Below are 630 nucleotides of genomic sequence, written 5' to 3'. Positions count from 1 at the left end.
TGGACGGTGGCAAAGGGCAGATGGCAATGGCCCGGGATGTGCTCAACGAACTGGCGATCCCCGATCTCATCCTGCTCGGCGTGGCCAAGGGCACCACGCGCAAGGCCGGTTTCGAAACCCTTTACCTGAACGACGCTGCCCATGAGTTCACGCTGCCTGGCGATTCGTCGGCGCTGCACCTGATTCAGCAGATTCGCGACGAGGCGCACCGATTTGCGATCACCGGGCATCGGGCACGTCGCGGCAAGACCCGTCGTACCTCGACCCTCGAAGGCGTTGCCGGCGTGGGTCCGACCCGGCGTCGCGATCTGCTCAAACACTTCGGTGGTCTGCAGGAATTGTCCCGTGCGAGCATCGATGAGATAGCAAAAGCGCCGGGAATCAGTAAAAAGCTGGCAGAGTCGATTTATGCAAACCTGCACAGCGAGTAGAATGCTCGCTCACCTCGTAGCCAGTTGTGCCGATGAATATCCCTAATCTGATTACCGTACTACGCGTTTTATTGATTCCGATCTTCATTCTGCTGTTCTACATGCCTTACCACTGGAGCTATATGGCCGCCAGCGCGGTCTTCGCATTCGCCGCAGCGACTGATTGGCTGGACGGGTATCTGGCGCGCCGTCTGGAGCA

Annotated in this window: 2 protein-coding genes; both read left to right on the top strand. The window is 58.7% G+C overall.

The window, feature by feature from the left end; all coding sequences use genetic code 11:
* Positions 1 to 431 (top strand): helix-hairpin-helix domain-containing protein (locus tag BZK31_RS28625; protein ID WP_244182768.1); only part of this gene is annotated, 431 nt, incomplete at its 5' end.
* A 32-nt stretch (positions 432 to 463) separates the two neighbouring features.
* A partial coding sequence (locus tag BZK31_RS28620) for a CDP-alcohol phosphatidyltransferase family protein (protein WP_208617255.1) occupies positions 464 to 630 on the top strand: 167 nt, incomplete at its 3' end.

It is taken from the genome of Pseudomonas floridensis (assembly GCF_002087235.1).
Taxonomy (GTDB): Bacteria; Pseudomonadota; Gammaproteobacteria; order Pseudomonadales; family Pseudomonadaceae; genus Aquipseudomonas; species Aquipseudomonas floridensis.
This window is presented reverse-complemented; position numbering and strand designations above follow the sequence as displayed.